The 25452-nt window shown below is 63.3% G+C and carries 27 protein-coding genes; 10 read left to right on the forward strand and 17 right to left on the reverse strand.

The window, feature by feature from the left end:
- Positions 1–129: 129 nt before the first annotated feature.
- The gene (locus tag V6M87_RS13455) at positions 130–795 is read left to right on the forward strand and encodes a hypothetical protein (protein ID WP_332877149.1); all 666 of its coding nucleotides are present in this window, start codon (positions 130–132) and stop codon (positions 793–795) included.
- A gap of 61 nt (positions 796–856) precedes the next feature.
- Entirely contained in the window at positions 857–3037 is a 2181-nt protein-coding gene (gene paoC, locus V6M87_RS13460) for an aldehyde oxidoreductase molybdenum-binding subunit PaoC (protein ID WP_332877150.1), read from the forward strand.
- A 1-nt stretch (position 3038) separates the two neighbouring features.
- Here the strand turns inward: paoC and V6M87_RS13465 are convergent, their stop codons facing one another.
- The 4 genes from V6M87_RS13465 to V6M87_RS13480 form a co-directional block, all read right to left on the reverse strand.
- Positions 3039–3518 carry a GNAT family N-acetyltransferase gene (locus V6M87_RS13465; protein WP_332877151.1) on the reverse strand — a complete coding sequence of 160 codons (480 nt, stop codon included), beginning with the start codon at positions 3516–3518 and terminating at the stop codon, positions 3039–3041.
- The gene (locus V6M87_RS13470) at positions 3515–4444 is read right to left on the reverse strand and encodes a DMT family transporter (protein ID WP_332877152.1); all 930 of its coding nucleotides are present in this window, start codon (positions 4442–4444) and stop codon (positions 3515–3517) included. Before V6M87_RS13470 ends, V6M87_RS13465 begins: the two co-directional genes overlap by 4 nt.
- A gap of 107 nt (positions 4445–4551) precedes the next feature.
- Positions 4552–4998, reverse strand: a complete 447-nt coding sequence (locus V6M87_RS13475; protein WP_332877153.1) for a glycine zipper 2TM domain-containing protein — start codon at positions 4996–4998, stop codon at positions 4552–4554.
- A gap of 15 nt (positions 4999–5013) precedes the next feature.
- On the reverse strand, positions 5014–5460 hold the full coding sequence (locus tag V6M87_RS13480; RefSeq protein ID WP_332877154.1) for an Mpo1 family 2-hydroxy fatty acid dioxygenase: 447 nt from the start codon (positions 5458–5460) through the stop codon (positions 5014–5016).
- 117 nt (positions 5461–5577) lie between these two features.
- Between V6M87_RS13480 and V6M87_RS13485 the strand changes: the two genes are divergently transcribed.
- On the forward strand, positions 5578–6072 hold the full coding sequence (locus tag V6M87_RS13485; RefSeq protein WP_332877155.1) for a DNA-deoxyinosine glycosylase: 495 nt from the start codon (positions 5578–5580) through the stop codon (positions 6070–6072).
- Here V6M87_RS13485 and V6M87_RS13490 read toward each other — a convergent pair.
- Together V6M87_RS13490 and V6M87_RS13495 are read right to left on the reverse strand one after the other, a co-directional pair.
- The gene (locus tag V6M87_RS13490; protein ID WP_332877156.1) at positions 6069–6368 is read right to left on the reverse strand and encodes a type II toxin-antitoxin system RelE/ParE family toxin; all 300 of its coding nucleotides are present in this window, start codon (positions 6366–6368) and stop codon (positions 6069–6071) included. The genes V6M87_RS13485 and V6M87_RS13490 overlap by 4 nt on opposite strands.
- Positions 6356–6640: a CopG family transcriptional regulator gene (locus V6M87_RS13495; RefSeq protein WP_332877157.1), complete on the reverse strand. Its 285-nt coding sequence runs from the start codon at positions 6638–6640 to the stop codon at positions 6356–6358. Before V6M87_RS13495 ends, V6M87_RS13490 begins: the two co-directional genes overlap by 13 nt.
- Positions 6641–6756: 116 nt before the next feature.
- Here V6M87_RS13495 and V6M87_RS13500 point away from each other — a divergent pair, with 116 nt between their 5' ends.
- The gene (locus tag V6M87_RS13500; protein WP_332877158.1) at positions 6757–7068 is read left to right on the forward strand and encodes a hypothetical protein; all 312 of its coding nucleotides are present in this window, start codon (positions 6757–6759) and stop codon (positions 7066–7068) included.
- A gap of 268 nt (positions 7069–7336) precedes the next feature.
- Here the strand turns inward: V6M87_RS13500 and V6M87_RS13505 are convergent, their stop codons facing one another.
- Positions 7337–7633, reverse strand: coding sequence for a hypothetical protein (locus V6M87_RS13505; RefSeq protein ID WP_332877159.1), 297 nt, complete (start codon positions 7631–7633; stop codon positions 7337–7339).
- A gap of 217 nt (positions 7634–7850) precedes the next feature.
- Here V6M87_RS13505 and V6M87_RS13510 point away from each other — a divergent pair, with 217 nt between their 5' ends.
- The gene (locus tag V6M87_RS13510) at positions 7851–8162 is read left to right on the forward strand and encodes a methyl-accepting chemotaxis protein (RefSeq protein WP_332877160.1); all 312 of its coding nucleotides are present in this window, start codon (positions 7851–7853) and stop codon (positions 8160–8162) included.
- A gap of 402 nt (positions 8163–8564) precedes the next feature.
- Here the strand turns inward: V6M87_RS13510 and V6M87_RS13515 are convergent, their stop codons facing one another.
- Positions 8565–9092, reverse strand: a complete 528-nt coding sequence (locus V6M87_RS13515; RefSeq protein ID WP_332877161.1) for a hypothetical protein — start codon at positions 9090–9092, stop codon at positions 8565–8567.
- 473 nt (positions 9093–9565) lie between these two features.
- Between V6M87_RS13515 and V6M87_RS13520 the strand changes: the two genes are divergently transcribed.
- Together V6M87_RS13520 and V6M87_RS13525 are read left to right on the forward strand one after the other, a co-directional pair.
- Positions 9566–11743, forward strand: coding sequence for a phosphocholine-specific phospholipase C (locus V6M87_RS13520; protein ID WP_332877162.1), 2178 nt, complete (start codon positions 9566–9568; stop codon positions 11741–11743).
- Between the two features lie 19 nt (positions 11744–11762).
- Positions 11763–12443: a PEP-CTERM sorting domain-containing protein gene (locus tag V6M87_RS13525; protein WP_332877163.1), complete on the forward strand. Its 681-nt coding sequence runs from the start codon at positions 11763–11765 to the stop codon at positions 12441–12443.
- 158 nt (positions 12444–12601) lie between these two features.
- Here V6M87_RS13525 and V6M87_RS13530 read toward each other — a convergent pair whose 3' ends face one another.
- From V6M87_RS13530 to V6M87_RS13545, 4 genes are all read right to left on the reverse strand, one after another.
- The gene (locus V6M87_RS13530; protein ID WP_332877164.1) at positions 12602–13207 is read right to left on the reverse strand and encodes a GNAT family N-acetyltransferase; all 606 of its coding nucleotides are present in this window, start codon (positions 13205–13207) and stop codon (positions 12602–12604) included.
- Positions 13208–13331: 124 nt separating this feature from the next.
- Positions 13332–13550: a hypothetical protein gene (locus V6M87_RS13535; RefSeq protein WP_332877165.1), complete on the reverse strand. Its 219-nt coding sequence runs from the start codon at positions 13548–13550 to the stop codon at positions 13332–13334.
- A 336-nt stretch (positions 13551–13886) separates the two neighbouring features.
- Complete coding sequence (locus V6M87_RS13540; protein WP_332877166.1) at positions 13887–14450, reverse strand: hypothetical protein; 564 nt, start codon at positions 14448–14450, stop codon at positions 13887–13889.
- A 16-nt stretch (positions 14451–14466) separates the two neighbouring features.
- Entirely contained in the window at positions 14467–14985 is a 519-nt protein-coding gene (locus V6M87_RS13545) for a fatty acid desaturase (RefSeq protein ID WP_332877334.1), read from the reverse strand.
- A gap of 334 nt (positions 14986–15319) precedes the next feature.
- On the opposite strand from V6M87_RS13545, the gene V6M87_RS13550 reads away from it, so the two are divergent.
- Both V6M87_RS13550 and V6M87_RS13555 read left to right on the forward strand, forming a co-directional pair.
- The gene (locus tag V6M87_RS13550) at positions 15320–15775 is read left to right on the forward strand and encodes an SRPBCC family protein (protein ID WP_332877167.1); all 456 of its coding nucleotides are present in this window, start codon (positions 15320–15322) and stop codon (positions 15773–15775) included.
- Between the two features lie 122 nt (positions 15776–15897).
- A complete protein-coding gene (locus V6M87_RS13555) occupies positions 15898–19116 on the forward strand; it encodes an AAA family ATPase (protein ID WP_332877168.1) in 3219 nt (1072 codons plus the stop codon).
- On the opposite strand, the gene V6M87_RS13560 is transcribed toward V6M87_RS13555, so the two are convergent.
- The 3 genes from V6M87_RS13560 to V6M87_RS13570 form a co-directional block, all read right to left on the reverse strand.
- On the reverse strand, positions 19067–20782 hold the full coding sequence (locus V6M87_RS13560) for an NAD(P)-binding protein (RefSeq protein WP_332877169.1): 1716 nt from the start codon (positions 20780–20782) through the stop codon (positions 19067–19069). The two genes, V6M87_RS13555 and V6M87_RS13560, sit on opposite strands and share 50 nt — an antisense overlap.
- Positions 20783–20880: 98 nt before the next feature.
- Complete coding sequence (locus V6M87_RS13565; protein ID WP_332877170.1) at positions 20881–22068, reverse strand: tetratricopeptide repeat protein; 1188 nt, start codon at positions 22066–22068, stop codon at positions 20881–20883.
- 68 nt (positions 22069–22136) lie between these two features.
- Positions 22137–23024 carry an HDOD domain-containing protein gene (locus tag V6M87_RS13570; protein WP_332877171.1) on the reverse strand — a complete coding sequence of 296 codons (888 nt, stop codon included), beginning with the start codon at positions 23022–23024 and terminating at the stop codon, positions 22137–22139.
- A 153-nt stretch (positions 23025–23177) separates the two neighbouring features.
- Here V6M87_RS13570 and V6M87_RS13575 point away from each other — a divergent pair, with 153 nt between their 5' ends.
- The gene (locus V6M87_RS13575; RefSeq protein ID WP_332877172.1) at positions 23178–23747 is read left to right on the forward strand and encodes a DNA-3-methyladenine glycosylase; all 570 of its coding nucleotides are present in this window, start codon (positions 23178–23180) and stop codon (positions 23745–23747) included.
- A gap of 4 nt (positions 23748–23751) precedes the next feature.
- On the opposite strand, the gene V6M87_RS13580 is transcribed toward V6M87_RS13575, so the two are convergent.
- Positions 23752–24573, reverse strand: coding sequence for an alpha/beta hydrolase (locus V6M87_RS13580; protein ID WP_332877173.1), 822 nt, complete (start codon positions 24571–24573; stop codon positions 23752–23754).
- Between the two features lie 68 nt (positions 24574–24641).
- Entirely contained in the window at positions 24642–25400 is a 759-nt protein-coding gene (locus tag V6M87_RS13585) for a hypothetical protein (protein WP_332877174.1), read from the reverse strand.
- Between the last annotated feature and the right edge of the window lie 52 nt (positions 25401–25452).

The raw sequence follows: 25452 nt of genomic DNA on the forward strand, positions 1-25452 counted from the left end.
GTGACGCGGGGACTGCAGCCAGGTCATTCCGCAGAGATAGCCGCCGAGTTATTGGTCAGGCTGTTCAAGTGCAGCAAGGACACCGTTGCGCCTTTGGTCGGCAGCAGCCCGGCCACGGTCAAGCGGAAAATGACGTTCGAGGCCGCCACCAGCTATGCCCAGGCGCTGACGCGTTGCGGCTGCCTGTGCACGGTCGAGGAGGAAGCACTCACACCCCTGACGCTGTCGGACGAGCGCCTGCACCGCCTCCAGCCCAAGCTGTTCGACACTGCGCGCTGGGCCAGCCAGGCCGACCGCGACAGCTGGCTGGAAGCCATCCGCGATACCCTGACGCGCGGCACCAGCCACGCTGCGGTCGTGGTCGACGCCGCCGAATCGGTGGTGGCGTGCTACACCGATGAACTCGATTGCGTCGTGCTGCTGCAGTTCGATGCCGGCTTCGGCCTGGTGCATGGCTGGCAGAAAGGCACGCGCCTGTTGTCCCTCAATTCGTATGTCGCGCGCGACCAGGGTGTCGCGCCCGACCTGGTGCCGGGTCCCGGCGACACCGGGCGCTGGGGCAATGTCTGGCCGCTGATCGCCGACCTGCTGACCGATGACCACGCTGGCCTGGCCGCGCGCAAGAAAGCCGTTACCGAAGCGGAGTGGGAGCGGGCCGGGCAACTGGGCCGCAGCCGACTGGCCGGCGCCAGCCTGCCGCGCGACGGCCGCCCATTGGGCAGCCGCCAGCCGGCGCAGGCGCCCGCCGCCTTGCCAGAACGCGTGCCGCACCGCTTCTCGCTGCGCCGGCAGTAACGGGCTCGGCGTTTTTGCCGTTGCGCGTACACTCGCGCTACGACAGCAACGTGGAACGCCAATGAAATTCATCACGCCCGCCACCACCAATCCGATCGACCAGCTGAATGTGGTCGGCAAGCCGTTTGACCGCATCGACGGCCGCCTGAAAACCACCGGCACCGCGCCGTACGCCTACGAGCAGCACCGGGCGGCGCCGCAGGCAGCGTATGGCTACGTGATCGGCGCGGCCATCGCCAAGGGCCGCATCGCCGCCATCGACAGTGCGGCAGCAAGCCGCGCACCGGGTGTGCTGGCGGTGGTGACGTACGCGAATGCGGGGCCGCTGGGCAAAGGCGGCGCGAATACGGCCCGGTTGCTGGGTGGCCCGGTCGTTGAGCATTATCACCAGGCCGTGGCACTGGTGGTGGCCGACACGTTCGAACAGGCGCGCGCTGCCGCAGCGCTGGTGCGCATCGACTACGTGAAGCAGCCGGGCAGCTTCGACCTGGCGGCGGCGCGCGCGGGCGCGGCGCCGTCCGGCAAAGCCAGCGCGATCGGCGATTTCGAACGGGGGTTTGCCGCGGCGCCGGTCAAGCTCGACGCCATGTACAGCACGCCCGACCAGAGCCACGCCATGATGGAGCCGCACGCCTCGATTGCCCGCTGGGACGGCGACAAATTGACCATCTGGACTTCGACCCAGGTGGTCGACCGCGTCAAGACCGACCTGGCCAGGACCGTGGGTATTCCCGCAGAAAATATCCACGTGATATCGCCCTACACCGGTGGCGGTTTCGGCGCGAAACTGTTCCTGCGCGCCGATGCGGTGCTGGCCGTGCTGGGCGCCAGGGCGGCCGGCAAAGCGGTGAAAGTGGCACTGCAGCGCCCGCTCGTTGCAAACAACACGACGCACCGTCCCGCCACCATCCAGCGCATCCGCCTCGGCGCCACGCGCGAAGGACGCATCAGCGCCATTGCCCACGAAAGCTGGTCGGGCAACCTGCCCGATGGCAAGCCCGAAAGCGCCGTCAACCAGACGCGCCTGCTGTATGCCGGCGCGCACCGCCTGACCCAGCTGATGTTGTCCACGCTCGACCTCCCGGAAGGCAATGCATTCCGGGCGCCGGGCGAGGGCGCCGGCATGATGGTGCTGGAAATCGCCATCGACGAAATGGCCGAAAAGCTGAAGATGGATCCGGTCATGTTCCGCATCGTCAACGACACCACCTCCGATCCCGAAAAGCCGGGCCGCCCGTTTTCAACGCGCCGCTTCATCGAGTGCATGCGCCAAGGCGCGGACCGCTTCGGCTGGAAAGAGCGGCAGGCAAAGCCGGGCGCCGTGCGCGACGGGCGCTGGCTGGTCGGCATGGGCGTGGCCTCGGCCTTTCGCAACAACATCAGTTCGCCTTCCGGCGCGCGCGTGCGGCTGGAGCGCGACGGCACCGTCACGGTGGAAACCGACATGACCGATATCGGCACCGGCAGCTACACCATCATCGGCCAGACTGCGGCCGAGATGCTCGGCGTGCCGCTCGAGCGCGTCACGGTGCGCCTGGGCGACTCCAGCTACCCGGTCTCGTCCGGTTCGGGCGGGCAGCGCGGGGCCAACAGTTCAACCGCCGGCGTGTACGCAGCCTGCGTGCTGCTACGCGACAAAATTGCGCGGCAGGCCGGCATGGACCCGGTCCAGGCCGCGTTCACGGGCGGCGCCGTGCGCGCCGGCGGGCGCACCGTGGCGCTGCGCGATGTGGGCGAGGTGAGCGCCGAAGACAAGATGGAATACGGCGACCTGGCGAAGCATGCGCAGCAATCGACCTTCGGCGCGCATTTCGTCGAGGTGGGCGTGGACATGCTGACGGCGGAAATCCGGGTGCGCCGGATGCTGGCCGTGTGCGCTGCCGGGCGCATCCTGAATCCGAAAACGGCGCGTAGCCAGGTGATCGGCGCCATGACGATGGGTGTCGGCGGCGCCTTGATGGAAGAGCTGGCCGTGGACCGGCGCCACGGCTTCTTCGTCAACCACGACCTGGCTGGCTACGAAGTGCCGGTGCACGCCGACATTCCGCACCAGGATGTCATTTTCATCGATGAAACCGACCCGATGTCCTCGCCCATGAAAGCCAAGGGCGTGGGCGAGCTGGGACTGTGCGGGGTCAGCGCCGCCATTGCCAACGCCATTTACAACGCCACCGGCGTGCGCGTGCGCGACTACCCGATCACGCTCGACAAGCTGCTCGCGCAGATGCCGGAAACAGTCTGAATCAGGCCTTGGCCAGCGTCTGCAAGGCGTCGCCGGTGAGGCGGCAAATACGCCAATCCGGCATCACGTCGGCGCCCAGCGATTGGTAGAGCGCGATTGCCGGCGCGTTCCAGTCCAGCACCGACCATTCAAAGCGGCCACATTCGCGCTCGACGGCAATCTGCGCCAGGCGCGCCAGCAACGCCTTGCCGAAGCCCTTGCCGCGCTGCGACTGGCGCACATATAAATCTTCCAGGTACAGGCCCTTGCGGGTCAGGAAGGTGGAAAAATTGTGGAAGAACAGGGCGAAGCAGACCACTTCGCCATCGGCTTCGCCGATGATCGCTTCGCAGGCAGGACGCGCGCCGAACAGCCCTTCGTGCAGCAGCGCCTCGGTGGCGACGACCTGGTGTTCGAGTTTTTCGAACACGGCCAGTTCGACGATCATGGCACGGATATGGGCCACGTCGGCAGGGGTGGCGGGGCGGATGGCAAACGTCATGGAACCTCGAGTAAATTGTTCTGATTGATGGCAGGCGCTTTCGGCGCGCGGAGGGCCCAGGCAACACTGGCCAGGCACAGCGTCATGCCGGCCCATTCGAGCGCGCCGGGGCGGTAGTGTTCCAGCTTGATCGACAGCAGCACCGAAATGACCGGGGTCACGACGGTGATGTACACGGCTTTTTGCGGGCCGATGCGGTCGATCAGCGTGAAGTAGGCATAGAAGGCAATCACCGAGCCGAAGATGGCGAGATAGACCAGGCCGGCCAGGTAGCTGGGCGCCGTGGGCAGGACAAATGACTGGCCGGACAGCAGCGTCCAGGCGCTCACCATCAACGTGCCCCAGAGCATTGACCAGGCCATCGTCAGCGGCAAATTCGATGCTTCTTCCTTGACTTTACCCACCACCACGCTGCCGGCCGAACTGGCAAAGGAGGCCAGGGTGGCGAGCAGCACGCCAATCAGGAAATGGCCGCTGCCGCCGGCCTTGAGTTCCGCCACGGCGCCGCTGAGCGCGTGATAAAACATCAGCAGCACGCCGGCCACCGCCGCCGTGCCGGCGCTCCAGGTGCGTGCCGGGATCGGCTTGCCGAAGCCGATGCGCGCGCAGATGGGCGTAAAAAACACCATCAGCGCGAACATCACGGCGACCAGGGCCGAGACCACGAAACGTTCCGCGTTATACGTGCAGACGTAGGACAGGCCGAAGGTCAGAAAGCCTTGCAAAATCATCCAGCGCTGGGCGCGCCAGGGCAGGCGCAGGCGGTCGCCGCGCACCAGGCAAATGGCGAACAGCGTGACGGCCGCGAGGGCAAACCGGTAGGCCACCGAGACCGATGGCGGCACCTGGCCCAGCTGCAGCGTGATGGCCCAGAATGTGGAGCCCCAGATCAGGGACGCAATGACGAAGAGGAGGGAAGAAGGCATCGCAAAAGTATACGTGCTTTCGCGTGCCTTTGTTGATTAGCGGAATGGTTATTTTGCGGTGCGATTCCTGACGTGTGCTATGGGTCCCCGCCTTCGCGGGGATGACGTTAGTGGCTGACGCGCGTCGTGATGCCGTTCGACAGCAGGCGCACGCGTTCACCGGGGCGAAATAGTTCATCGGCCTGTTGCGTGATGGCGCGCAATTCGCCGCTGTCGAGCTTGACGGTGATCTCATAGCCCGGCTTGCGGTTGGCGTTGGCTTCGACCCGGTTGCCGATGAGGCCGCCGGCGACTGCCCCGACGATGGCCATCGCGGCCGAGCCGTTGCCGCTGCCGGCGGTGGAGCCGCCCAGGCCGCCCAGTGCCGCGCCGGCCATGGTGCCGGTGCCAGAATCCGGGTTGATGATGGCCACGTCACGGACCGATTCTACGATGCCCATGCGCACGGTTTGTTCGCCCTGGGCCTGATAGTAGGTGTATTCGCGGCCGGAATTGGGCGGACTCGCACACCCGGCCAGCGCCGCGCCGAACAGCGCTGCATAAACGATTTTCATGGCTTCTCCTTGAGTTTAATAGGCCACACGCAAGCGACGATACAGAAAACTGAGCACAAACAGCGGGCCGATCAGCAGGAAGCGCAGGTCGTCGAAAAACGACGGCTTCTTGCCTTCGATCTGGTGGCCGACGAACTGGCCGATCCAGGCGAGCACAAAAATCGCGATCGATACCGGCAGCACCGTGTAGCGCGGCATGGCGGCCAGCAGCACCAGCATGAGCACCGTCATGGCCAGCATGCCGAACGCGAACGGGCGCGATAGCTTGAAGTAGTACCACAGTGCAGCAGCGCTGACGGCCAGCGCAGCAATCGGGTGCACCGACCACACCAGCCCGAGCAGGCTGAACACGATTACCGGGACACACACGAAATGGATCAGCTCGTTGGTGTGGTTGCGATGGCTTTCGCCGTACTGGTCAAGCAGGGTATCGATGGTGCGCGGCGCTGCGAACGGGGTCATGGCGTCTCCTGTTGGTCTTGTGTGCGTTGCGCCATGATTTTACACCGGCTGGCGCAAGGCAAGCGGCGCGCGTGTGGTGCTGATCGTACGCTCCCAGCTGCTATGATGAGCGCCGCCATGGATCCTATTTTGCCCACCCGCCACACCGGCCTTGCGCCCGTCATCGATACGCGCACCCGCATTTTGATTCTGGGCAGTTTCCCCGGCGCAGCGTCACTGGCGGCGGCCCAGTATTACGCCCATCCGCGCAATTTACTGTGGCCGATCCTGTCGCAGTTGACGGGTGAAGACCTGGCCGGCATGCCGTATGCCGAGCGCTTGCCGCGCTTGCTGTCGCACGGCGTTGGCCTCTGGGATGTCCTGGGTGCGTGTGAGCGGGAAGGCAGCCTCGACTCGGCCATCCGCGCGCCGGCCGCGAATGATTTCGCGCGATTGCATCAGCTGTGTCCCTTGCTTGAAACCGTGGGCTTCAATGGTCAGACGTCGGGTAAGTTCGCCCCGCAGTTTGAAGAGGCGGGATACCGGACGCTGGTGCTGCCGTCGACATCGCCGGCGTATGCGTCGATGACGTTCGCGCACAAGCTGCAGGCATGGCAGCAGCTTTTGGATTAAATCAGGGGCACGTTCCAGCCCGCTTCACGCTGGTGCCGGACCGTCAGCACCAGGATGGCGTCATATTCGACTTCAAAACTGTACAGCGTGACATAGCCGGTCTTGCCTTGGGAAATGACCAGTTCGCGCAAGCCGTCTTCTACTTGGCGGCCAATGAAGGGATGGCGGGCGAGGATGGCGACGGCTTCGTCGATCAGGTCGAGCGCCTCCAGGGCATCCCGTCCACTGGTGGCAATAAAATCGCTGATGCGTTCCAGGTCCCCAAGCGCCTGGCCCGCATAGCTTATTCGCGCCATGGCTTCATGCCGGGGCGGGTGGCGGCCGGATCGGCCAGTCGCGCCCGCAGATAGGCGCGCACTTCATTTGCATCGTGGCCTGATCCGCTTTGCAGCATGGCCACCCGCGCTGCCTGCGCCTGGGCGACGAATTGCGTGCGCTGCTCGACCGCATCGGCTGCTTGCCGGATGGCGCCGACCATGAAGGCGTGGGTGCTGATGCCGAGTTCTTCCGCGGCGGTCGACGCCCGCAGCTTGAGCTCGTCTGGCAGTTTGAGTGAAGTCGTTGACATGATCGGTTCGTCTGAAATGAAAAGGTAACACTAGGGTAGCACCTTTTCGTAAGGTCTTTCAAGCGTCATGGCGACGCGTGCTAGCATGAAACCTTGGCAATCATCGCGAGAACACAATGGACAATATCGACTTGGAACAACTGCAGGGCATCGTCAACGACATCGTGGAACTGGAGGCGGACAACGCCAGCGAAGATGCAATCGACGAGCGCTGTGCCGAACTGGCGGACTTCGTCCAGCCACGCGTGTTCCGCCGGGCACCTGACGACACCTTCCAAATGGACCAGGATGCCGTCGACAAGCTCGCCGGCACCAACTACGCGTCCAGCGCGGAAGACGACATCGTCACGATCATCATCGACACCGGTGACGACAACACCATCGAAATCCAGGTCCCGAACTTCCACATCGGCGACGATTCGGTTTAAAACAACACGGGATTTGTGCATTGCAGCAAACCTGTGCTACACTGCGTTCGCTGGTGAGGGATTACTTCTTCGCCGCTCCCTCAAGCCGATTGCTGGCCACCAGGTGTAATGGTAGCTGCGCACGCAGGGATTGTTTCTCCAGTTACGTTGTTCGGATTACACATCGGATGCACCACGCAGATAGCATGGGCGTCCCGCACCTCTCACCACGCAGATCGCATGGGAGCGGCAGCGATGACATCATTGGCGGTACATTGAAACGAAGCCCTTAAGTGGGCTTTTTTTTCGTCCAGCGCTTTGTCAATGCAGCGCGCCCGATCATTGCGCCGTACAGCACAGGTGCCTCTGCGCGCTGGCGCCGTGCAGCCTGTTGCGCCGCGCCCAGTGCCGCCTCGAATGCGGCACTGCCTTGCGTGCACTGCACGCCCGTGAAGACGCCCAGGTCTTCGGCGATCCGAAACCCTTCGCCCAGGCTGCTGGCGTTGCGACGGCCGCCATGGCCGCGCGCGGCACTACGCAGTACCTGGCGCGACGTCGAACAGCTGCCGCCCCGGGTCCTCAGCATTCGACGGCCACGATGTCTACTGACGACTTCCTGCTTACTCAAACGCCAATTAGCGCCAGACTTTTCAAAAAAATATCGGTAAAAAATAATATTATCTTGAATAATCACATCTTTATATTCTGCCAGGAACGAGAAAGAATGGTTATTTTCTTTCTTCCATGCAGCCCCCAATCCACCCAAGTTAAGGCGTTCAGTAGTTTTTCTGAGTAATGGACTTATGCGGTTTCTGCCGCTGTGGGTCAGTTTTCGGTCGGCGTCAACACAGGTCGACACCCGCACCAAGCTGGTCGACCGGACTGGCGCCACGATGGAAGAAGTCGTCTCCAGCATTCGCCGCGTGTCCGACATCATGGGCGAAAATATGACGGCCACGCAGGAACAATCGGGCGGCATCGAGCAGGTCAATCAAGCTATTGACCACATGGATGAGGCGACGCAGCGCAATGCGGCACTGGTCGAAGAATCGGTGGCGGCGTTGGGCAAGCCCGCGGCGCGGGTCAAACCGGCGGGGGAGGCAGTGGCCCTGTGACGCCGGCGCCTGTGAAGCCAGCACGTGGCAAGTCCGTGGCCGCACATGCGCCCAACCGCGAGCCGAGTGCAGCTGTGGCGGCAAGTGAGGAATGGGAAGAGTTTTAATCGTCGAAATGCCGAATAAGCGAATAGATGCCTTATTAACAACTCTGCTATCCGGTCATAAATTTACTTAGGAGAAACATATGATAATCCTGGCCTGGATTATGGGCATCATCTTCGTTGTCGGCCTGTTGACGATCACTGACGTCCTCCAGCTGATTGCTCGACGCCGACTTAGCGAAGGCGTTCGCCTTGCGGCTGACCAGCCATCGCGAAGCATTCCGCGTTGAGCGACGCTTTTGCGCGCACTCCGCGCAGCCTGGTCAATTGTGCCGAAAATCGAGAGCGACGTGCAATGTCAGCATTTTTCATCCGTAATGTGTTTGTCGACCACTTCTTGTTTGCTTAAACGCCAGTGATCGCCAACTTGCTCAAAGAAATATCGATGAGTAACGACGTTTTCCTGGATCACGGGATCTTTGTATTCTGCCAGGAACGAGAAAGCATGCTCCCCTTCTTTCTTCCACGCTGATCCTCCCATGAATGCGTACGCTTCCCGGGTGATGACGCGGCCGCCGGGCGTGATTAACCCAACGCCATTTGCGCAGCTGGAGTCCGGCGCAAGCAAAAGGGGCTCATTACCGGCCCAGCCAATTTTCCGCGCGATTTCCTCGTTGCGCAGCGCCCCGTGACTTAAGGCACCAATGGTGTCCGCGACGTTATTCTCGGCACCTGCCACCATTTTTTTCAAAGCCGGATCTTTGATTTTGGCAATATCGAGCCGCAGCCTGATTTTTTCGAAATGTGTGCCACCATTCGCAGCCACGGAAACGCTGCTAGATACGACTATTCCAAGGACGAGTAGTAAGCGGAGAATATTTTCCATAAAAATCCATTATCAATTAACTCCGGTATCGCTGAGATTGTTAACCATCAGAGCCCGGATAAATTACGCGATGGTCCCAGCCGATGCCACGCTGTGCTGAGCCAGAGAATTACGTACCCGTCAGTAAATAAATGTGGCGAAAGGGCTTGATCCAATCCTCCAGTTGCGATATAGGGCGCAACTGATGTTTGACCGAGGCAAGGTAAAGATGACAAGTATCGCTGGATTCCTTGATCGCTCCCGCGTTTCGGCAAAGTCCCGATAAATGGCCTGCGCAGTACTACATTGCAGTACACGCACTGTCGGGGGGCGGTTACCAGACTTGACACGATGCCGCATGTCATCAAGTGTTCATCGTTCATGCCTAAGCTGATGACTCGCAGGACTTCAGTTTTCGTCAGTTCCCGATAACCGACCTGGACCAATCAAATGCCTATTTTCGATTCTGCCTTCGCACGCACGAAGGTACACGCATGAGCCGCCGCGACTTCCTCCGCACACTTGGTAAGACGGGCGCCGCCAGCGCCGTACTTGCAACCTTCCCACCGTCGATTCAAAAGGCGCTGGCCCTTCCCGCCAACCAGCGTACCCGCAGCCTGCAGGATGTCGAGCATATTGTCGTGCTGACGCAGGAGAACCGCAGTTTCGACCATTACTTTGGCACACTGGAAGGGGTGCGAGGATTCGGCGATCCGTTCCCGATCCCGGTGATGGACCGGCAAAATCTCTTCAATCGCAAGTCGGTATTCGTGCAGCGCGCTGTCGGTGGGGCGCCGGTGCCCGGCCGGCCCAGCTGGCCCCAGGGCCGCGCCATCGCGCCGTTCCGGCTCAACACGGTGCAGGATTTCCCGGTCATACGCGTGGCCGGCACCCCGCATTCCTGGCTCGATGCCCAGCTGGCGTGGGACCACGGACGCATGAACGACTGGTGCACGGTCAAGCAGAACCACGCGATGGGTTATTACGCCGAGGCCGACATTCCGTTCCAGTTCGCGCTCGCGCGCGCCTTCACGATCTGCGACCACTACCACTGCGCGACGCAGACTGGCACCAACACCAACCGCCTGTTCCTGTTCAGCGGTCACAACGACCCCCTGGCCGCTGCCGGCGGCCCGTCGATTGACAACAGTCGCGACGACTTCAATCCGGACATGTCCACCGACTACTTGTGGACCACCTATCCGGAACGCCTGGAAGCGGCGGGCATCAGCTGGCAGGTCTACCAGAACATGGCAGACAACTTCACCGATAACTCGCTGGCGGGATTCCGCTCTTTCCGCAACGCGTGGTATGGCCGGGCGCCCTTTTCGCAAGCCCTGCGTAATCGCGGCACCAGCACGCGTGACCTCGACCTGCTCAAGGCCGACGTGCTGGCCAACCGCCTGCCGCAGGTGAGCTGGGTCGTCGCGACCGCCGAAGGTTCGGAACACCCCGGTCCGTCGAGTCCCGCTTCCGGCGCCGACTACATCGCGCGCGTGCTCGACGCCCTGACCGCCAATCCTGACAGCTGGAGCAAGACGGTCCTGCTCATCAATTTTGACGAAAACGACGGCTTCTTCGACCACATGCCGCCGCCATCGGTGCCGGCCTACACGACCTACGGCAGCGATCCGGCGCAGTCTGCGCTCGCCGGTGCATCGACGGTCGATACCAGCGGCGAGTACCATCACGTACTCAACGGCGCCGATGCGCGCACGCACCATCGTCCCTACGGGCTTGGACCGCGTGTTCCGATGTATATCATCTCGCCCTGGACCAAGGGCGGCTGGGTGAACTCGCAGGTATTCGACCACACATCGGTGGTGCGTTTTATCGAGGCGCGTTTTGGCGTGCGCGAACCGCTCATCAGCCCATGGCGCCGCGCGGTGAGCGGCAACCTGTTGTCCTGTTTCGACTTCGCGAACCCGAACGACAACGGGTTCACGCAGCTGCTGCCGGCAACGGCTGCGCGCCGCGCGATGGCGCTGGGCCTGCCAAATACCAAGGTACCCGCGCCGCCGGACACGCTGAGCGCACCGGTCCAGGCGTCCGGCGTGCGTCCGGCACGCGCGCTGCCGTACGAACTCCAGGTGCAGGCACAGGTGCCGGCCGGGGGCGGCCTGGTGGAGCTGAGTTTCGACAATCTGGGCGAAGCCGGGGCAGTGTTTCATGTGTACGACCGGCTGGCGCTGGACCAGATCCCGCGCCGCTATACCGTCGAACCCGGGAAGCAGCTGAAAGGCCGCTGGAACACCGCCTCGGCCTACGATCTTTGGGTGCTGGGACCGAACGGCTTCCATCGTCACATCGTCGGGGACGTGCGCAGTACAGGCAACGCAGCATGGCCCGAGATGCGCCTGCGCGCCGAGCGCACGGCAGGCGAGCTGCTGATCGAACTGGCGAACAATGGCGCGCAGCCATGCACCTTCCAGCTCAGCGCCAACAAGTACTACGCGGGCGGTCCCATCGAAGTGCGCGTCGTCGCCGGCGCGAAGAGCACTGTCCGGCTGCCGCTGGCATCGAGTTCCAACTGGTACGACTACAGCCTGCGCGTGGCTGGCGTTCCCGGCTGGCTGCGCCGCTTTGCCGGCCACCTGGAAAACGGCTTGCCATCGATCAGCGATCCTGCGATGCGCGGGGCGGCACAACTCGACCAGTACCGCGTCATTTAATCCTTACAGGGAGCTTTTTATGAAGTGTCGATTTCTCGTTGCCGCGGCCTTGTTCGCCGTGGCGTGTAGTGGCAAGGCGAATGTCATCTACGGCCAGAACCTCATTGTCAACGGCGATGCCGAAGCAGGCGTGAGCGGCTGGACCGGCTACCCGGATTACAGCATGGTGCAGTCGGTGGACTATGGCAGCAACTGGGTGCTTCCCACCCAGCCTGGGCCGGTCGATCGCGGCAATAAAATGTTTGCCGGCCTCGGGCAGTATGCGGTCGGTTATCAGAGCCTGGACTTGAACAAGCCGATGACGCCGAACATTTCCTATAGCCTGAGCGGGTGGCTCGGTGGCTGGACCGACCAGGGCGATAACGCACTGTTCTATGTGCAGTTTCTCGATGAGTCCAACAATGAGATCGGCAGCGCCGCGATCGGTCCCGTGACCCCGGACGACCGGAACAACCAAACCGGCTTGTACTATCGGGAATCCGGCGGATTCATGCCTGACGGCACCCGCACGCTGTCGTTCTGGCTGTCGATGGAGCGTCTCGTCTCGAGCGACAACGATGGCTATGCAGATAACCTGTCCTTCATCCTGAGCGAGCGTGCCAGCGAGGTGCCGGAGCCGGGCATGGCGTCGGTGTTCATGCTGGGCTTTGGCATGCTGGGCTGGGCTCGCCGCCGCCGGACGCCCGGGCGCATGCGCTAACCGCGGTCATACAACGTTGACCGGCACGGAAACGTATCGCCTGTGGTCAGCGCTGTCGGGGGCAGGTCCGGCAAACTGCCATCGTGGAACTTTGTAAACCATTAAAGGTTCCAAACTGTCGAGTCGCCGGATCAGACCCTCAAGCCCGCGACTCGGCTTCAGTCCCGGAAATCAGGGGAGGCGCAAGCCAACGAAGCAAGCTTCATCCAATAGCGCCGCGCCAGTTGACCTTCGTCGAAGGTCGTGCGTTCAAAAACGCCACCATTCGATTCGATGACTTTCCAAGATCCGACATTTGCGTCCTTGCAGGTGACAAGGAGGCGAGAAAGTCCGATTTTTCTTGCTTCTGGCATCGCGAGGGCCAGCATTTTTGTCGCATAACCCTTGCGCCTTTCGCTTGGGCAGATGCCGTAGCCAATGTGGCCACCAGTCTCGATGAGGTTCGGATGGTTGATGTGGTGGCGAATTTGGATGGCACCGAACAGTTTCGATGATTCGGTATCAGCCAGAAGAAACAAGTGTGCGGGCACGCTTGCCGGATCCGATGCGGTCGGTTCGCGCTGGACGATCGAAAGGAATTCGTCGAAGTCTTTTCCCGTAAAAAGCTTGCCCGGAGACGTGGGCGATTCGACCTGACGCCACCGATGAACCATGTCTTCGTAGGCAGCGCGATGTTTTTCGTTTGGAAATTCGAGGATGAGCATAAGGAAAATTACCGAAAATTGATGCAATTCGCTGACCTGAAGAATAACTGCTTGTGGCATGGGTTGTGTAAAAACGCAAAGCAGGGTTGTCTTTGAAAAAGCCACCGATAGCCGCGACCGGCCGGAACTGGCCCAACGCAGACATCCACGCTTTGTCAGTGACCGCCTTCGCCACGGATTGCCGCTAAAACCTTCGTTTGCGCGTATGCGGCGTAAAAGCAGCTACATGCTCAGCGACTTCAAATTTGACGGTATGCAACCAAAGTGAGATGCCGGTCACAAATGGCAGTACGAAACCACCGAGAATGATGACAGCGGGCGGCGCGTAGATAAAACTGGCGAAAGAAAAAGACAGGGAAAGTGATGCGACGAGGCACAGAATACCCAAGGTCGAAGTGCGCATGCGCAAACCAGTGTTGCAATGGGGGCAATCGTGCTTCATTCCGCGAATATTTATCAGGGCCCGATAGGTTGGTATGGCGTTGGAGTGACAAGCTGGGCAGTGATACATCTATTTTCCTTAAAATGATGGATACGCGGAACTTCTGCTTCTGGACGCAAGGACTGCTGCTGGCCGATATCGATCCTTCGTCAGGCATAGCATGTTGCTAATGCGAAAAACACTCTGATGACCGCGACCCGCTGATTTCGACCCAAACCGGACGTACGCTTATCGATTCGTTTTGTAAGTGCCGATATCCGCCATGCCGTGTCGCGGGTTCAAACCAATAGCCCGAAATTAATCTGGCGTAAAATCAGATTTACTGACTTGCAAATAACGAAGGACATCTCTTATTTTTGCGCCGAGCGGACCTTCAATCAAATATGGAATTTCCCAAGACCTCTGGCCTTTCTTGACGATTCCTATGCATACAATTCCTCTCCCGCCGTTGAAAGTGTCAATTTTTTCGATCTCGGACCACGAGATAAACCATTTTTCAGTCTTGAGACCATAGTTGTCAACTACTAATGTCGGCCCCCGATACCATGGCCAGAGTGGGATCCTCGAAAGAAGATCGTAAGTCATTATGCAATTCAAGTACGCGATAATTCCGCCAAATACGATATGGCCCTTGCCCCCACCGTCGCGAAACACAAAAAAGACAAACCATGCCATTATCGAAATAAATGGGATCATAACGGCGTAAAAGCCCACGCCAGCCTTGAATTCTCGACGCTCATTTGGATTCGACAGGGTATGCCTTTTCAGTGACTTACCGATTCCGTGTTCCATTGATTCACTTTTTATGTACGCTTCAGCACAATGTTCTCTTTCGACGAGTTCACCAGGGCTAGTTTTCAAAATCAATTCAGAAAGCTCAACGTCTGGTTCTGGCCGAACTCGGCCGTTTGCACCAGCATAACATGTTGCCAAAACGAAAAGTTGGCTTGCTCGCTCCGATGCGGCGCAGTACCGCACGGGCCGGCAAGTCTTCCGGCAAGCGGCAGCGCCACACCATTCCCAGCTTTTCCAGTCCCAGCAATACCCACCAGCCTGGATCCCATTCGCCGGTGTGCAGGCCCAGTTTGGCCGAGCCGGGAAACGCGTGGTGGTTGTTGTGCCACGACTCACCCATGGTCAGCAGCGACGCGAACCTGACATTGTGTCCCTGTACCGCGGCGCCATCGACGACATGGTGCATGCCGCCATGGTTGTGGGCGAAATGGCCGATCAGCCAGTGGCCGGTTATGGCCGCCGTGATACGGGCACACACGCCCCACATGACGAACGCCCACCCGCCGGTTAGATACAGCAGCACGGCGAGCGGCAATTGGTGCAGCATCCAGGTGCGTTCGAGCCAGCCATAAAAGCGGTCGGCGGCAATGTCCTCCCGCAGCGCGAGCTACGGCGGCCGATCATTTGTCTTGACGCAGCCGCCTGTCAAGCACGGCACGCGACTTGTATGGACTTGTTGCAATTTTGCTTCTGGCAGCATCGACTGCTTGGACATGCATGAGCGCAATGGCACAATGTTTATAACCAAACATCACTCGTCGCTTTGGGCCAGTGTCCACATCCATACACGGTGTCATCCAGGGCGACCAACGCCGCCGCGCAAATCGACATTCAATGTTCAGTTCGTGTCGGGCGGTGGGCACTGCCCCCGGCCTGCGCAACCTGCGAATGCCGCCACCGACCTTGCCGCAAACCTGACTGACTGAATAGCCGACATGCCAATACTGGAACGCGCCACCATCATTCCCAATTGCACCCCCGAAGAGGTTTTCGCGTTTTGCCTTGATGGCGCAAACTTCCCCAAGATATTTCCGGAGCCGGTTCGGCCGGTTGGCAGTGTCAACATTGCCGACCTGCGCATTGAACAAGGACGCGAATTCCAGTTCTGGCACTGGATGTTCTGGTGCATTCCAGCCAAGTGGCGGGTGCGCATTGCGGAGGTCAAACCGAATGCGTACTTCATCGACGAGATGCTCAACGGACCGATGAAGTCGTTTCGCCACCAGCACATTGTCAGCGCAGTGTCGAACGGTACCCTGTACACCGATCGCGTCACCTATCGTGCCATTGGCGGACGGCTTGCCGAGTTGCTGCTCGTCGACCGCTACATGGCGCGCATTTTCGACGCCCGCCATCGGAATATGCTGATCTTGCTGAAGAAGGGACAGTGATGCGTCGCATCGTCAGCATGAACTTGTTGCAATATCGCTGCTGGTGGCGTCGACTGCTTGGTCATGCATGAGCGCAATGGCACAATGTTTATAAGCAAACATCACTGGTCGACAGGGCCGCAATGACGCACGCAGCAGAATCCAGGTACGACGCGCCCGGCGACGGCAAGGTCGTTCTCAATCAGCACCAGCTCAAAACGCTGCGCAAACAACTGGGCCTGAGCCAGGACGGATTGGCGCAGCTGTGCATGGCCAGCAAACTGTGTGTCTCGATCGCCTCCATCAAGCGCGCCGAGACCGGCAAATCCGTGCTGTACCGTACCGCCAGCCATTTGGCGCGCATCTATCGAACCGGACTCGATGAACTGCTGCTGGCACCGCTGGCAGCGCAGCCTGGTCACGCCGCTGCGCTGCCCGCCGATGTCGAGCAGCGCAGCGTGCTGGCACTGCAACTGGTGCTCGATGGCACCCTGACGCCGGAACAGACAGGCGCCGTGCGCGCCACATTCGAACAGTTCGGCGGCGTCGCGCAAGGCGACGACAGCGCCATCTTCGGCATGCCGCGCGCCTACGGCAGCGACGCCGTGCGCTGCCTGCAGTGCGCGCTGCACGTGGCCGACAGATTGCAAGGCGAACCTGCCGCGCTGGTGGTGCGCCCGCGCCAATGGCCGCAAACGGCAGAAGACGACGCTGTCAGCCCGCGCGGATTGTTGCCGCGCGGGCGCAGTGGCGCAGCGCCCGTGCCGGTGTACGTCGAACGCACCCTCGGCGCCGAACTGGGCGAGCGCTTCGTGTTCGAACCGACCGGCTACGCGGGCGATGTATGGCGCGTCAGCCACGAGCGCCATGGTTTGCGCACGGCGACCTATCCGCTGATCGGGCGCATGGTCGAAGTACAGCAGTTCAAGGCCACGCTGGAAACCACGCTGGCCTACCAATATGGCCACATCCTGTACCTGCGCGGCGTGGCCGGCATCGGCAAGAGCCGGCTGTTGCAGGAGTTCATCGAGATCGCGCGCCAGAATGCCGTCGTCGCGCATGTGGCGATGGTGCTCGACTTCGGCGTGCGCGGCGACGCCACGCCTCTCGGGCAACTGGTGCGCAGCCTGCTGGGCCTGCCCGACGGCCCGTTGCAGGAAGCCCAATTGAGCGAGCAGGTCGCCGCATGCCGGCTGCCGATGGACGCGTGCATGCACCTGCGCGCCATTCTCGGCATGCCCCAGCCGTTTGAGGCCGCCACCGTGTTCGGCGCGATGGCGCACGCGGCGCGCGCGGCGGCGCAGATCGACGCCGTGCGCGAACTCATTTTGCGCTGCGCCGTCGAACGCCCCCAGTTGATCGTGCTGGAAGATATCCACTGGTCATCCCCGGAACTGATCGCGCTGCTGGTCGCGCTGATGCCGGACGTGCAGGATGCCCCGGTGATCTGGCTGCTCTCTTCGCGCTTCGAGAACGACCCGCTCGAACACACCCTGCGCCCGTACCTGAACGGCTTGCCAGTGACGATGCTCGATCTGTGCACCTTGCGCGCGCAGGATGCGCTGCAGATGGCGCGCCATGCCATCGACGCCGATCCGCAATTCCATGCGCTATGCGTCGCGCGCGCGCAAGGCAATCCGCTGTTTCTCACCCAGCTGCTGCTGGCCGGCCCCAGCGCCGCCTTGCCCGGCACGCTGAAAAATCTGGTGCAGGCCAAGCTCGATCTGCTCGCGCCCGAGCAGCGCCGCGGCGTGCGCGTGGCGGCGGCCATCGGCCAGTATTTTTCGCTGTCGTTCTTGCGCGCCGTGCTGCAGGCGCCCGAGCACACGGTGTTTGACTGCGTGCGCCAGTTCATCGTGCGCCCGCTGGACCGCGACAATTACGCCTTCGTGCACGACCTGGTCATGCAGGGCATATACGAGGCGATCCCGCCGGGCCAGCGCGATGAGATCCACGTGGCGCTGGCCGCCAGCTACGCCAGCATCGACCCTCAGCTGCAGGCTCGCCACCTGTACAAGGCGCACCACCCGGATGCGGCGGCGGCCCTGCTGGCCGCCATCGACGCGCAGATGGCGGCGCACCAGTACGCGCAGGCGCTCGACCTGCTCGAGCTGGTCCAGCGCATTGCCGACCAGCCGGTCGATGCGTACCGCGTGCAGCTGGCCAGCGGGCGCTGCCACGCCAAGATGGGCCAGACCCAGCGCGCCAAAGCGGCTTTCAGCGCAGCGCTGGACCTGGCACAAGGCCAGCAGCAACGCGTGGCCGCCGTGATCGGCCTGGCGACGGCGCTCAATGTGCTGGAAGACCTGGTGGCCGAAGAGGCGCTGATCGACGACGCCCTCGCGGCCGCGCGCGCGGCCGGCGTCGACGATGGCCTGGCCGAGCTGTACTACCTGAAAGGGAATATCTATTTCCCGGCCGGAAATTTCACCCGCGCGCGCCAGTTGCACGAACTGTCGCAGCGTCATGCGCAGCAGCCGGATACGGCCGCGCGCGCGCTGTCGGGCATCGGCGACTCGTACTATGCGCAGGGCCGCATCGTCACGGCGCACGGTTATTTTCGCGACTGCCTGGCCCTGTGCGAAGCGCACGGCCTGGCCGATATCGAAGCGTCGAACCGCTTCATGCTGGGCACCGCGCGCATCTACCTGAACGAAACCGAGGGCGCGCTGACCGATGCGCTGGCGTCGGCCGAACTGGGGCGCAAGGTGGGCAACCGGCGCGCCGAAATCGTTTCGCGCCTGACGGCCGGCTGGGCGCTGCTGTCGCTCGGGCGCGTGGCGCAGGCGCGCCAGCAGGTGGAGCTGGGACTGGCGACCACTGGCGCCATCGGCGCCAGTCGCTTCGAACCCTTCCTCAACGAGAGCATGGTGCGCGTGCTGCTGCTGGAAGGGCAGGGCGACGCCGCGTACGCGCTGGCGCTGGCCAGCTGGGACGCGGTCGAGCGTAACAAGCTGCACAAATTCATCGGGCCGTGGGTGCTGTCGACGCTGGCGCTGGTCGAACCCGACGCAGCAGCCGGCGTGGCCCGCCTCGCGCAGGCGCAGGCCCTGCTCGACCAGGGCTGCGTGGCCCACAATGCCTATCGATATTATGTGAACGCGATCGAAAGCGGCTTGCTGCATGGCCGGGTGGACACCGTGCTGGCGCTGGCCGACCGCTTTGCCGCCAGCGTTGCGCTGGAGGCCAGTCCATGGGCGACGCACCACATTGCGCTGGCGCGTGCCGGCGCCATGTGGCTCACTGAGCCAACTGCCGCTCCCGCCCTGCGCACAATGGTCGCGCAGGGCGAGGCGCTGGGCCTGGCCTGGGTCATGCCGCTGTGGCGTGCGCGCCTGGCGTCGCTGCTGGCGTTGTCGTAGCGCGCAGCGCCGGCAGCATCCAGGCGGCGATCCGCTGCGACTGGTCGATGCACTGTTCCTGCAGTCCCGCGCCGCGCGTCCAGCCGCCGCCGAACAGCAGCGCGCATTCCGGCTTTACGCCCAGGCCGAGGTGGGCCGACACTGCCTTGTTGCAGTGGTCGATGCTGACCTGGGCGGCCAGGCACGCGGCATCGAGGACGTTGTGCTTGAAGACGGCCCAGGCCTTGTTCGAATACCTGGCGTGCACCGCTTCGACCGGCGCCCGGTAGCCCGACTGCGGCAGTTCGCCACGCAGCTGGCGCTGGGTGGCGCGCGGCAGGGCGGCATACATGGACGGGTCGACGCGCCCGGTGTCGCGCACCCGGTCCAGCATGGCGTATTCGGGAATTTCGTCGAGCGACTTGACCATCGAAATGAGGAACAGCGGCAGGCCGGCACGCGAGTACTGCGGGTTGACCGGGTCGTTCTGGTGCAGGTTCTCGACATAACTCATGCGGTATGGAAAGCTGGTGTCGGTGGCGGGGCGCTGCAGCACATTGTAGGTGCGCCACAGGGCCTGGTCGGCCGGCAGCTTGCCGGTCCAGGTGTGGCACACGCCGTAGCCGCGCGTGTAGCGCACCTGGTGCAGCACGGCATGGATCTTCTGGCGCCAGCCGCCCATGTTGTCGTCGAAATGCAGCAGCTTGAGGGTGTCGTCGGCGTGGGTGGCCAGCATGCACAGGTCGTACGCTGTCGGCGCCAGGTGGGGGCCGGACAGCGTAACGCGGCCCGCTTCCACCTGCACCTGCACCGGGGCTTCGCAGTGGATGGCGAAGCTGACCTGATCGCCGCTGTGCGCCACCAGCCAGGTGCCCAGCGCTTCGAGCCACTTCTGGGCGCCGTGCTCAAAGTAGCGCCGGTCCGCCGGGGCGGCGTTGCTCCCGCCTTCCTGCAGGAGGTAATACTCGAAGGGTGAGGACAGCGGCAAGGTGCCCGGGCCGCGCTCGTCGGTAAAATACATGGCGGCGATGCGCGGATAGTAGATCGCGTCGCGCACCGTGGCCAGGCGTTTGCCCAGCTGCGGATCCTGCCAGTCGATGGCAATTTTCAGCTGCATCGCGGCCTTGCCCAGCATGGCCGACGGCTGCGCGACACAGGCGTTGAAAAAATTCGCCACCGTGTATTCCGCCTTGATGGTCGGCAGCAGGTTGATCGCGCTGCGGTGTACCACCTCGATCAGGGGCGCCAGCAGGTGCGCGTCGGCATTGGCCAGCGCGAAGCGGGGATTGCTGACGCCGTCGCGCAGCGCGCCATCGTCGGTCAGCGCCAGCGTGCCGGCGGCGTTGAAGTAACTGGTGGTGTCCTGCAGCGGCTTCATGTGCACCAGGTAGCCGATGTCTTCCATGATGGCTTTCAGTTTGACGTAGGTGGTCAGGTTGACGTCGTTCACGCCCAGATCGGCCCAGCGCAGGTAGGCGTGCGGCTGGCCGCTGCCGTCGATGTAGTCGCCCAGGTCGACGACGACGGTGTCGGCGTTCCCACCGAGGACGGACTTGCGTTCGAACAGGTCGATCTGCAAGGGGCGGTCGCCGGGGCGCGCCTGTTTCATCAGCGCGTAGGCAGTGGCGAGGCCGGAAATGCCGCCACCGACGATGGCCAGCCGCAGGGATTCGGTTTGTGTGTGCATCGGCGTGCTTTCAATGATTGTCTGTGAAACCATTTTAGGTGCGCCGCCTTGCGCGAAACCGGGCGCTTGGTGACTGATACTGTACTGATACTGTCGAATCAGCGAAACCGTACCCCGCCTTCGCGGCTGCGCAAACTGCGCAAATGCGCCAGCTTGGCGGAATACAAATCGCGCGTCGCGCCGCGCGTGCTGGTCTCGGACGCCAGCGCCAGTTGCGTGCGCGCGTGCTCGCTCTCGCCCAGTCGCAGGTACGCCAGCGCCAGCCAGAAGTGGAATTCGTCGTAGTAGGGCATGCGTTTCACTTCGCGTGCAAACAGCGCCCTGGCCTCGGCATAATCGCCCTGTTCGTAGGCTTTCACGCCGCGCTGGAAAAAATAAAACGGCGGCGTCGGTTCGATCGCGGCCAGCCGTTGCACTAGCGCTTGCGCCTCGGCGTGTTTGCCCAGGCTGGTCAGCACCGGTTCGAGGTTGCGCAGCACAACCAGGTTTTCCGGCTCGCGCACCAGCGCCGCGCGGTACACCGCTTCTGCCCGCGCCAGGTCGCCATGGCGCTGGTAGATCACCGCCAGCGTGTTGTACGCGGCAAGCACCGAAGGCCGTTTCAGTAGCGCGGCGCGGGCCCACCAGTAGGCGTCGTCGATGCGGTTGTCCACCAGCGCCTCGGCAGCGCGATTGTTGAGGAACATGGCGGCGACCTCGTCCTCGTGGACCGGCACCGCGGGGAAGGCGGCGGCGTCCTGTTGCGGCACGAAGTCGACCACCGTCATGGCCGCGCTGGACGCGATGCCCACGCGCTCGCCGGGCGGCGGGCCCAGGGCCAGGTTAATGTGCGCGCTGACCAGGTACAAGCCGTTGGCGCGGCTCCAGCTGTCGTCCACGGCCACGCTTTGCAGGCGCACCGACAAACCCAGTTCGCGCGCAAACGCGGCCGTCATGACCACCAGCGACAGGCAATTGCCGGCGCGCGCATCGAAGGTCTGCGCAGCCGTGCGGGTGCTGCTGGCATCGTACTGGATTTGCAACGCGCCCTTGCGGTACAGGGCATCGACCAGGCCTTGGACCGCGCCTTTCTGGCGCAGCGCGCTGGCAAAGGCCGGCGTGCGTAAATAGGCGCGCATGGACGGGGAAAGGGTGAACAGATCGTCGGCATCGACGGGGCCGGACGGCGGCCGGAAAGCCGCGTCGGCAAACAGTGGCGCCGGCGGCGGCGCCTGGTGCGGCGCCATGCTGGCGCAGCCGGGCAAGAAAATGAGCGATATCAGGAACAACAACGACCAGGTTTTCATGCATCCTCCGCAGCGTTACTGCAAGGAGTATCGTCCTCGGCCGATGCCGTGTAAAGCGCGTTCCGAAACTAGGCGGACTGGTGGAACATGTCGTGCAACTGGTCGAGCAGGTCGGTGGTTTCGTCTTCCTGCAGCGCGAGATAGGCGCAGGCGCGTTCTCCGCCCTTGCCCCACTCGTGCGAGCTGGCGTTGCCGCGGTACTGGTCGATGGCGCGGTTGGCCAGCAGCGACAGCGCGACCAGCGAACGCACCGCGTCCGGCGTGGCGTCGTCGTCGATCACGCTGTAATCGTGGTGGTGCAAAATCGCCCACGCCACGTCGCTCGACAAGCCCCAGCTGCGCGCCAGCAGCGACCCGATGGCCGCGTGGTTGGTCGCATGCCGTTCATCTTCTATGTCCGTGAACGGACGCACCGGCTCGAGGCAGGCGGCGTCGAAGGTCGCGGCGTAGTCGGGAAAGCGGGCCGTCAGCAGCGCCATGCCGGTGTCGCAGAACAGGCCGAAAGTGTGCGCCACGTCCGGGGTGCCGATGCGCAGGCGGCGCGCCAGGAACACCATCGCCACGGCGCGGCGCGACGAGGTTTCCCAGAAATCGGCCAGGGCCGCGCCCTCGGCCGGGATGGACTGGCGCGCCAGCAGCCCGGTCATCAGGGACGCCACCTGGTTCACACCGAGGAAACTGATGGCCTGGTTCACCGATTTCGACTGGCGTGCGCCGCCAAACAGCGCCGAATTGGCCAGTTTCAGCAGCGCGCCCGACATGCCGGCGTCGCTGGCGACGATCTGGCCAATCGCCATCGGCGACGGCTCCGCGGCAGTCAGCTCGCGCTGCATGTCCGCCAGCAGGCTGGGCCGTGGCGGAATGCGGATCGAACGCAGCAATTCATCGACCTGACTCTGCGTGGAAACGGCAGGAACAGGTGTGCTGGTACGCTCGAGGACGGCGGCTGGGGACATGGATCGCTAATTAGTTGCTGTTCGAAAAATCGAACGGGATTGTTACTATAAACCACCCTGTCACTGTTGCCCAGCGGCATTTTATGCCTGATGGCCGATGTGGGGCGGATCGGACAGAACAGCGGGTCACACGCCTGGCTTTAGAATGCATGCATGACTGAAAAACAACTCGCCGGCATCGACTGGCATGCCGATGCGCACCAGGTGGCGCGCCAGCTGATTGGCGCGACGCTGCTGTTGGACGGGGTCGGCGGGCGCATCGTCGAAACCGAAGCCTATGACCGCGCCGATCCGGCCTCGCACAGTTTTGCCGGTCCCACCGAGCGCAATCTGGCCATGTTCGGACCGCCCGCGCACGCCTACGTTTACCTGTCGCACGGCATCCACTGGTGCCTCAATTTTGTCTGCCGCGAGGCCGGGCACGGCGCCGGGGTACTGATCCGCGCGCTCGAGCCGGTAAGCGGCATCGAGCGGATGATGCTGCGCCGCGGAAGCGCGGATCTGCGCAAGCTGTGTTCCGGTCCCGGCAAGCTGGCGCAGGCGCTGGCAGTGACGCGCGCGCTGAACGGGGCGGCGCTGGCGGCTGCGCCATTTGTGTTGCTGGCGCCAGCCGGGGCGGTGGACGTGGTGACGGGAGCGCGCATCGGCATTTCGAAAGCGGTCGAGATGCCGTGGCGGTTCGGGCTGGCCGGCTCGCCCTGGGTGAGCCGGCCGTTTCGCTGAACGTCTATCGGCTGCGCAGCAGCTTGCGCAGCCAGTCGTCGACCAGTGCGGTGGCCGGATAGCTGGCGCTGCCCAGCGAGGTGTTCAAATCCATATGGCCGCGCAAGCCGGAGCCGCCCACGCTTTTCACATCGACCTGGGTGCCGGCCTGCGCGAGCGCGCCAGCCAGGCCCTCGGCCTGCACCTTGCCGTCGGCACGGTCGACGTGCAGCAGCAGGAAGGCTGGCGCATTCGGCGCCGCCGCCTGCAGTGTCGGCGACAGGGCGCGCTGGCGCAGCGGATCGGTGCCGAACGCCTCTGCATACGTGCGCCGCATCAGGGGGCCGGCGGCGTCGACCTGGCGCGCGACATCGTAGGCCGCGCCATCGAGCGCAATCACGCCGCGCAGGTCCGCCAGCGTCAGGCCGGCCGCCGCCAGGTAGCGCGGATCGGTGCCGACCAGCGCCACCAGGTGCGCTCCGGCGCTATGGCCCATCAGGACGATGCGGGCCGGATCGATGCCCATCGGCGCGGCATGGTCCTTCAGCCAGGACAGGGACGAGGCCACGTCGGCGGCCTGCTGTTCGACGCTGGCGCCCGGCACCAGCCGGTAATTGATGGAGGCGAAGGCGTAGCCGGCGTCCGTAAAATGCGCGACCTTGTCGGCACCGGTGGCGCTGGTCTTGTCGCCGCGCTTCCAGCCGCCGCCGTGGACGAACACGATCAGGGGCGCGGGCGTGCTTGCGGCCGGCCGCCAGAAGTCGAGCGTTTGCAGGGGGGCGGCGCCGTATGCATGGTCGGCCGCGGCGCCCGCCGGCAGGCAGGCGAACAGCAGAGCGGGCAGCATGAATTGTCGAAGAATGGCACGCATCGCGGCGCTTTCATGAAGGTGGAAAATGCCAAGTCTAGCCCAGCTTACAGGCTGTGCACGCCGGTATGGTGCAGCTCCCGGCGCGTCAGCGCCGCCCAGGCCAGCACGTACCCAAGCGCCAGCGCCGCAAAGCCGGCATGCGCGGCGCTGGCCGGCAGGCGCGCGCAGCACAGGCCGAGCAGCGGCACGATCTGCTGCGCATGCACACCCAGGAAATGCGCCGGGCGCAGGTCGCCGCGGCGCTGCCAGCCCACCAGCGGCAGTCCCGGCCCGGGCGGTGCGCGCCGGCCACCGAGCATAAAGCCGCTCAGCGTGGCCAGCACCCACGTCATGAACAGGCCCGTCACCGCGCCCAGCACGGCGACCGAAGACAGCCAGTCGGGGTTGACGCGCACGATCACCCAGCCCAGCCAGGCTTGTGATGCGGTCAAACCGATGGCGCCGAGCGCCATCGCGACCGTCAGGGCCGAATGCAGTGCGTCGCTGGTGTTGTAGTGGGACGGTTCGGCGCGGCTTGCCTGCACGGCGATGTAGATCGCCTCGAATGCCGACGTGGCCATGACCAGCGCCGCGATGCGCCACAAGGTAGCCGGCGCGGCGTCGCGCGCGGCCAGCATCAGGACCGCGGTGGTGAAGGCAAACAGCGCCAGCGCCGCCAGGAATTTGAGCGGTTTGGTCCACACGCCGACGCCGCGGATCGTGCGCGGGTCGCGCCGCGCCTGGCGCCACGCGGGCACCATGCACAGCAACAGAAGGAGGCCGAACAGCGTCAGGGCGAGCGGTGGACCGGCGGGCAGGGGCATGGCGATACTCCGTAAAGGGACAGGAGCGTGCATCGTACGTGCTTGCTGGCGA

This window comes from Massilia sp. S19_KUP03_FR1, from assembly GCF_036688685.1.
In the GTDB taxonomy this organism is placed as follows: Bacteria; Pseudomonadota; Gammaproteobacteria; order Burkholderiales; family Burkholderiaceae_D; genus JALYUM01.

Bases quoted from the DNA above. Each gene is read 5' to 3' on its own strand.
- V6M87_RS13455 (WP_332877149.1), top strand. From the start codon at position 130: ATGACGTTCGAGGCCGCCACCAGCTATGCCCAGGCGCTGACGCGTTGC.
- paoC (WP_332877150.1), top strand. From the start codon at position 857: ATGAAATTCATCACGCCCGCCACCACCAATCCGATCGACCAGCTGAAT.
- V6M87_RS13465 (WP_332877151.1), bottom strand. From the start codon at position 3,518: ATGACGTTTGCCATCCGCCCCGCCACCCCTGCCGACGTGGCCCATATC.
- V6M87_RS13470 (WP_332877152.1), bottom strand. From the start codon at position 4,444: ATGCCTTCTTCCCTCCTCTTCGTCATTGCGTCCCTGATCTGGGGCTCC.
- V6M87_RS13475 (WP_332877153.1), bottom strand. From the start codon at position 4,998: ATGAAAATCGTTTATGCAGCGCTGTTCGGCGCGGCGCTGGCCGGGTGT.
- V6M87_RS13480 (WP_332877154.1), bottom strand. From the start codon at position 5,460: ATGACCCCGTTCGCAGCGCCGCGCACCATCGATACCCTGCTTGACCAG.
- V6M87_RS13485 (WP_332877155.1), top strand. From the start codon at position 5,578: ATGGATCCTATTTTGCCCACCCGCCACACCGGCCTTGCGCCCGTCATC.
- V6M87_RS13490 (WP_332877156.1), bottom strand. From the start codon at position 6,368: ATGGCGCGAATAAGCTATGCGGGCCAGGCGCTTGGGGACCTGGAACGC.
- V6M87_RS13495 (WP_332877157.1), bottom strand. From the start codon at position 6,640: ATGTCAACGACTTCACTCAAACTGCCAGACGAGCTCAAGCTGCGGGCG.
- V6M87_RS13500 (WP_332877158.1), top strand. From the start codon at position 6,757: ATGGACAATATCGACTTGGAACAACTGCAGGGCATCGTCAACGACATC.
- V6M87_RS13505 (WP_332877159.1), bottom strand. From the start codon at position 7,633: ATGCTGAGGACCCGGGGCGGCAGCTGTTCGACGTCGCGCCAGGTACTG.
- V6M87_RS13510 (WP_332877160.1), top strand. From the start codon at position 7,851: ATGCGGTTTCTGCCGCTGTGGGTCAGTTTTCGGTCGGCGTCAACACAG.
- V6M87_RS13515 (WP_332877161.1), bottom strand. From the start codon at position 9,092: ATGGAAAATATTCTCCGCTTACTACTCGTCCTTGGAATAGTCGTATCT.
- V6M87_RS13520 (WP_332877162.1), top strand. From the start codon at position 9,566: ATGAGCCGCCGCGACTTCCTCCGCACACTTGGTAAGACGGGCGCCGCC.
- V6M87_RS13525 (WP_332877163.1), top strand. From the start codon at position 11,763: ATGAAGTGTCGATTTCTCGTTGCCGCGGCCTTGTTCGCCGTGGCGTGT.
- V6M87_RS13530 (WP_332877164.1), bottom strand. From the start codon at position 13,207: ATGCCACAAGCAGTTATTCTTCAGGTCAGCGAATTGCATCAATTTTCG.
- V6M87_RS13535 (WP_332877165.1), bottom strand. From the start codon at position 13,550: ATGCGCACTTCGACCTTGGGTATTCTGTGCCTCGTCGCATCACTTTCC.
- V6M87_RS13550 (WP_332877167.1), top strand. From the start codon at position 15,320: ATGCCAATACTGGAACGCGCCACCATCATTCCCAATTGCACCCCCGAA.
- V6M87_RS13555 (WP_332877168.1), top strand. From the start codon at position 15,898: ATGACGCACGCAGCAGAATCCAGGTACGACGCGCCCGGCGACGGCAAG.
- V6M87_RS13560 (WP_332877169.1), bottom strand. From the start codon at position 20,782: ATGCACACACAAACCGAATCCCTGCGGCTGGCCATCGTCGGTGGCGGC.
- V6M87_RS13565 (WP_332877170.1), bottom strand. From the start codon at position 22,068: ATGAAAACCTGGTCGTTGTTGTTCCTGATATCGCTCATTTTCTTGCCC.
- V6M87_RS13570 (WP_332877171.1), bottom strand. From the start codon at position 23,024: ATGTCCCCAGCCGCCGTCCTCGAGCGTACCAGCACACCTGTTCCTGCC.
- V6M87_RS13575 (WP_332877172.1), top strand. From the start codon at position 23,178: ATGACTGAAAAACAACTCGCCGGCATCGACTGGCATGCCGATGCGCAC.
- V6M87_RS13580 (WP_332877173.1), bottom strand. From the start codon at position 24,573: ATGCTGCCCGCTCTGCTGTTCGCCTGCCTGCCGGCGGGCGCCGCGGCC.
- V6M87_RS13585 (WP_332877174.1), bottom strand. From the start codon at position 25,400: ATGCCCCTGCCCGCCGGTCCACCGCTCGCCCTGACGCTGTTCGGCCTC.